This window comes from Mycobacterium persicum, from assembly GCF_002086915.1.
In the GTDB taxonomy this organism is placed as follows: domain Bacteria; phylum Actinomycetota; class Actinomycetes; order Mycobacteriales; family Mycobacteriaceae; genus Mycobacterium; species Mycobacterium persicum.
Genome location: NZ_MWQA01000005.1, coordinates 1 through 5,942 on the forward strand (window position 1 = coordinate 1; position 5,942 = coordinate 5,942).

Genomic DNA, 5,942 nt, shown 5'->3' on the forward strand with positions numbered 1-5,942 from the left:
TCTTCGAAGCAGGTGCTCAGCCACTTGTCGAAGCGCCGCAAGCTGGGCATCCGTTCCTGGCTTACGCTGGTCCAGCGCAGCGCACCAGATTCGAGCATGGTGCCCAGATGCCATTTGACCGCTGCCCGCAGCCAGGGCTGGCTGATCTGCCCGGGTGAGCAACCGTAGTTGGCGACCGGTTCGCGGTTGGTCAGTGGGATCCGCGGATCGCAGCGGGGATGCCAGTCGTCAAGCTGCCACCACAGCCCGTCGTGGCAGGCCGCGATCAGCGCCTGACGGGCGAATCCGAACACGATCCGCAGCCGGCGGTGGCTTTGGCCTCCGGGCAACCGCCGCCGGTAATTGGCGTAGTACCAGCCCTGCAACTCATAGGCCGCCTCCCAATCCATCTGGCGGATCGACGCCGGCACCCGGTGGCCTTGGCCCGCTGCGTGGCGCACGATGTGAGCCAGCTGGGCCATCGCCAGCACCGACACTCGGGTGCCGTCGCAGGCCTGCCAGTGCGCCATCCAGGCAAGTTCGGCCGCATACGGTTCGGGTAGCCCGCTCAGATCCAGTCGCGCCCAATCGTTCTCGGTGATCGATGCCCAGTCGCTGATGCCCTCGCCGAGCACCGGGCCCCGCCACTGCACTGGCAGTGCCCCCCACAGCCGCCAAATCGGGTCCTGCGCACTGGCCGGACGAAGATGCTGGGACCGGCGCCGCCCGCTATTCACTGATCCACCCGCCAGCCGCTGGCATAGGAGTTCCAGTTCGCCGCTGCCCGCAGCGCCTCGTCCTCGCGGACCCAGCTATAAAGATCGAGGGTGGTTTGCACATGGGCATGCCCCAGCCGCCGAGAGACCACCCACTCCGGTGTCCCAGCCAGCAAAAGCGCACTGGCATGGGTGTGGCGAAACCAATGCGGCGTCCAGTCAGACGGGCCCATCCCGCGCCGCCGCAGGGCTGCGACCTTCTCCCGCACCGTCGTCTCACGCAGCGCCGCCATCAGCGGTGGGCGTGCCACATTGACCAGCAGTGGGTGCTGCTCAGTCAAGACAACACCGGATTCTGCTGCCCGACAGGCGATATCAGTGAGATAGTCAGCGAACAGCCGTTCCAGATCCGCGCCCACATACACCCGCCGCGGTCGCATCATCTTGACCCGTGCCCCGTTTGGGTTGTCCTCGCGGGGCACGATCTCCACACAGGCACTGCCGCCGCGGCCCAGCACGAATTCACCGATCCGCAACCCCAAGGCTTCGCCCAGCCGCATCCCCGTCTCGGCCAGCAAAGCGAACAAGAAGCGGTCGCGCAGATTCCCGCGCCACGCCCCAACCTCAGGGTCGAAGACCGCGCAGCCATCCAGGATCGCCTGGATCTGCTTGGGAAGCAGCACCGGCGGGCGGTCCGGGTTGCGGCCGCGGCGCACCCGCACCAACGATGACGCCGCCGGCTCGCAGCGCCCATCCAGATGCGCCAATAACGCCCGTGCCGGGCGCCGCCGCGCAGTTCCGCGCAGCAACCGGCCTGCCACCGCCACCCCAGCTACCACGTGGTGCCACCGGTAGAACGAAATCAATGCCGCCAGACGCACTTCCAACGTCGCCGGAGTCGGAGGCTGCTCCGCTGCGGCCAGGCTGTGCTCCACTGTGCGGCCGTTGCGCAGCCAAGACAGGAACGCGCTGACCGCCGGGACCCCGACATCACCCCAGTCCGTGGTCTGCCCGCGCTGCTCAAGGAAACTCCACCACTGCGCCAGCGAGGTCGCATAGCCGCGCACCGTGTTCGGCGACCACAAGTGGCGATGCGCCTCGATCCACTCCTCAACCGGACCAACCGTCGCGTAGTCCTCCCCGAGCACCGTCCAGGTCCGCTGCCCGCCCGCCGGAACCACCGCCACCGGATACGCCATCGTTGCCGTTCCTTCACGTCGAAGAACACCCGCCGATAAACCGGCAACAACGATGACGAATCCCTGATCAACCCCCTTGTCGCATACATAGATGCGGGCGTGTTGCTACATGCTGATAACACCCGGCACCGGCAAAACCCATCTGGCGATCGGGCTGGCGATACGTGCCTGCCAGGCCGGCCACCGGGTGTTTTTTGCCACCGCCGCCGAATGGGTGGCCCGCCTCGCCGAGGCCCATCACGCCGGGCGTATCCACCAAGAGCTCACCCGGCTGGGCCGTTACCCGCTCCTGGTGGTTGATGAAGTCGGCTACATCCCGTTCGAGCCCGAGGCCGCCAACCTGTTCTTCCAACTGGTATCGGCACGCTACGAACGCGCCAGTTTGATCGTCACCTCCAACAAGGCATTCGGCCGCTGGGGCGAGGTCTTCGGCGGCGATGACGTCGTGGCCGCCGCCATGATCGATCGCCTCGTCCACCACGCAGAAGTCGTCGCCCTCAAAGGCGACAGCTACCGGCTCAAAGACCGCGACCTCGGTCGGGTCCCACCAGCCGCAACCACCGAAGAATAAACACACCACCGGACCCAGGGGGTCAACTTTCAAATGCCGCCAGGGGGTCAGTTTTCACCTGCCGTTGACAACGTTCGCTGTGCCGGCGATCCAGGCCGTCATACAGGCGGTGACCAAGTGACTAGCGTCTAATACCCCGCCGCAGCATCAGGACAGGCCCCGTCGACAAACTCGGCGGGCGCTGAGACAACGTGGTACCACCGTCGCACCGCCGCCGTTCGGTCGCCGCCCGGCTGGCCACTCGGTCGGTTAGACAGCCGCCCGCCCGGCCGGGGCCGGATCATCGGGGCCGGTTCGGCATGCCGCAGCTGAACCACGTCGGGCACAGGCACAGTTGCGCTAAGTGAAGTCAACCGACACCGTTAACTTCACTTAGCTTCATTTAGTCACATAAGCGACTTAATATCCGCCAAGTGTCGGTTCAAGTCCGACTGGGCACACGTTGAAAGGCCTGGTAGGGCGCGATTCTAGGTAGTAGCTAGTTCGCCTAATAGGTGGGCTCCCCGTGTGTACTGCTGCGCAACGCTGCCAGGGCCAGTCGCGGCATTTTGCGGCACAGCGAACATGCGCCACCCCCCGCACTAGCTCCGGGCGGGGGCCCTGTCCTGCGGCTTCGGCGTGGCATTCCGTGGGCTGTCGGTACTTGTTGGGAGGATGGCTGGGTGACCTACGACCTCACACCACGCCCCGCCGCTGCGGCGTGGCAGCGGCACACCGCCGACGCACGGGTGATGACGCGCTGGATTGCCGCACGTGCCAGCGAGCGCGCATACGCCCGCCGCGCGCTGTTCTTGCCGCAGAAACGCACTCTGGACATGGCAGCTCCCGCCGTTCAGGCGTACGGGGCGAACGGCAACATCGGCACCGCGAGGAGCCCGAGCGTCGATCGAGGCGGGCCGGTGCTCGCGTACAGCACGGATGTCCGCCTACTGGCCGAAGCGGTGGCTGCCGCCGAAGGCCAGGTGCTCGGTGTCATCGAGTGGATCGAGGGCGAAGCAGCCGGGTGGGCAGCCGCCACGGGTGCCCTCGACCTGACGACCGGCGAGCCGACCCCGAGCGTGCCCGAAGAGATTCACACGGCCCTCGTGGATTTGAACGATGCGGGCTACAACGGCTACCACCGCGACCGTGAAGCCTTTTTCGCGGCGAAGTACTTCGACCCGATCGACGAGCTGCTCGCAGCGGGATACCCATACGCCTTCGTTGCGAGTTACCTCGTGGCGCTTGGGGCTGACGGCCACCGCGTCGGCGCAGACCTAAAGAGAATCTATGTTCCGCGTGAGAAACGCCGGAGGGTGACCAAGACGTAATCGGTAGACATCATGACTATGCCGCTTGGCGATTACGAGCCATTTCGTGGGTGGTCAGGGAAGCCGCGCGATTGGGGACCGGACGGTGCCGGATGGCGCGCGTGGTTCGGCGGCGGTGTTGTCGATGGACTCTGCGACGTGCTCGACGAGCACCTAACAACCCGCTATGGCCGCGACATACGCCCTGCCGCCATTGGTTGCGTGCCGTGGCTGACGAGCGAAGCCGTCGTTGACCGCCTGCTGAAACTGAATTCCGTGTGCGTCGTCATCGACAAAGGTGCTTCACAACATGCTCTTGACCGGCTCTGCCTGCCAAACCACGGTTTCCCTAACGAAGCCGTTTCTCGACTCGCTGACATGATGCCCGCGAACGCGGATGGGTCCGCCCCGCTGACAATCGGCCCGTACACCCCAAGGGGAGCAACGTGGCACGACATCGACCCCATTCGAGTGGCGGGCTGGCTGCACGGACGCCGCAAACCGCTGGTCCACGCGAAGATGCTGGTTCTTGGCAGAATCGGCTGGACCTCCTACGACACACCCTATGGCTTGGACGAGGGCAACATTCGCTTTACGCCGCTAAAGGTTTGGTGGGGTTCGGCGAACTGGACGGACCCTTCCACCACACACCTGGAGGTCGGTTTCGTCAGCGACGACTCGAAGTTGGTGGACAGCGCGGCGGATTTTGTTGCGGACATGATCGCCTTTTCAGAGCCAATTACGTCGTCGTGCCCAGGCCCAGAACCAAACCTCGTAGAAGTCGGTTACGACAACGAGGCGATGGCACAGGCCGCAGCGGAGTACGAGGAAGCTCACGAAGGCTACGGCGAAGATGACTACTAGCCGAAATCCCAACTTGAAGAAGAAAGTATTGGCATGACAGATCCACGCGACTTTCTCGACGAACACCTGTACAACGATCTCCGTTTCATGCTCTGCGCTGCGACCGACTGGTACATCCAGCACACAATCGGACCGGAAAGCGAGAAGAGGTTTGACGGAGGCGAGGGTTACTACATGCAGGTGTACGCGATGACGACGACATTCACACATGCCCGCGCTCTGTTCGAATTCCTGACAGGCTACACCGACAAAGAAAACGATCGCCATCTTGGCATGGATCTCTTTGAAGTGGAGCGGATATATTCGCGACTCTATACAGAAGGATGGCGCGAGCCGCTGAACAGATACCTGATGCATCTCAACGACCGCTATGCGGGTCAACTTCTTTCAACTTACGACGACCCAGAAGCCGTAGTGCATCTCAAGTATCTACCCGTCGATTTCGCCCGAGAGGTAGTCGCCTTGTGGCGCGAGTTCATACACCGACTTGACGAGCGCGACAGGTCGCTAGCGGCATTGGCGCAAGCCAAACTGGACGAGGCAATTCGCGAATCTGAGCGTGTCGCAACGAACTGGTTCAACAAAAAGTACGGAATTGCACCAATCAACTGGTAAGAGCAAACCCGAACGGGCGAAGCGGCGGTGAAGGCAGCTAGATAGCGGGCGGTCGGCCCGACCTACCCAAATCCCAGGTGCGCCATCGAAGCCGTCGTCACCTGCTCTAGGACCGCAACCGCCGCCTGGCACACCGAAACGGCGCTTGCCATTGCGATCCGGCACTGGTTTGCGTCTGATCTGAGGTTTGGCGATGATCGTCGAGGCGGCATCACCGACTTGGTCCCGCACGGGCTGAGGCACACCACGGCATCGCTCGCGAAAGTGCGGGCGCTAATGTCAAGTTGGTGCAGAGGCTTCTCGGATCAGAAGTGTCGTCAGCTCACGATGCGAAACAGCGCCATTGCCATCGCTTCCCCATACCCGGCGATCCGGAACCTGTCAAACCATTTGAGACGTGTCAGGCTGCGTGTTCTGTGTCGGTGTTCTCCTTCGGTGGTTCGTTGATCCAGGCTGCTTCGGGCAGCTTGGGTGGGGCGGGTTTGCGGCGGAACCGGTCGGGGTTCGCCGCGTAGGCGGCGGCGAGGGTTTCGGCGCGCCGGGCCCGGATCTCGATGGCGGTGCCGTCATGGATCGACGCCGCGGTCGGAACCTGTCAAACCATTTGAGACGTGTCAGGCTGCGTGTTCTGTGTCGGTGTTCTCCTTCGGTGGTTCGTTGATCCAGGCTGCTTCGGGCAGCTTGGGTGGGGCGGGTTTGCGGCGGAACC

The 5,942-nt window shown here is 63.7% G+C and carries 3 protein-coding genes and 3 pseudogenes; 4 read left to right on the top strand and 2 right to left on the bottom strand.

Features of this window, described 5'->3' with window-relative positions:
* Both B4U45_RS28285 and B4U45_RS28290 read right to left on the bottom strand, forming a co-directional pair.
* A pseudogene (locus B4U45_RS28285) lies at nt 1–716 on the bottom strand (tyrosine-type recombinase/integrase); the annotation flags it as partial.
* The gene (locus B4U45_RS28290) at nt 713–1,894 is read right to left on the bottom strand and encodes a tyrosine-type recombinase/integrase (protein WP_075545217.1); all 1,182 of its coding nucleotides are present in this window, start codon (nt 1,892–1,894) and stop codon (nt 713–715) included. The pseudogene B4U45_RS28285 and the gene B4U45_RS28290, both read right to left, overlap by 4 nt.
* 121 nt (nt 1,895–2,015) lie before the next feature.
* On the opposite strand from B4U45_RS28290, the pseudogene B4U45_RS28295 reads away from it, so the two are divergent.
* The 4 genes and pseudogenes from B4U45_RS28295 to B4U45_RS28315 form a co-directional block, all read left to right on the top strand.
* Nucleotides 2,016–2,465, top strand: a pseudogene (locus B4U45_RS28295) (ATP-binding protein); the annotation flags it as partial.
* A gap of 662 nt (nt 2,466–3,127) precedes the next feature.
* Nucleotides 3,128–3,775: a hypothetical protein gene (locus B4U45_RS28300; RefSeq protein ID WP_075545314.1), complete on the top strand. Its 648-nt coding sequence runs from the start codon at nt 3,128–3,130 to the stop codon at nt 3,773–3,775.
* An 18-nt stretch (nt 3,776–3,793) separates the two neighbouring features.
* A pseudogene (locus B4U45_RS30200) lies at nt 3,794–4,144 on the top strand (hypothetical protein); the annotation flags it as partial.
* Nucleotides 4,145–4,651: 507 nt separating this feature from the next.
* Nucleotides 4,652–5,233, top strand: a complete 582-nt coding sequence (locus B4U45_RS28315) for a hypothetical protein (protein WP_075545313.1) — start codon at nt 4,652–4,654, stop codon at nt 5,231–5,233.
* Nucleotides 5,234–5,942 lie beyond the last annotated feature (709 nt).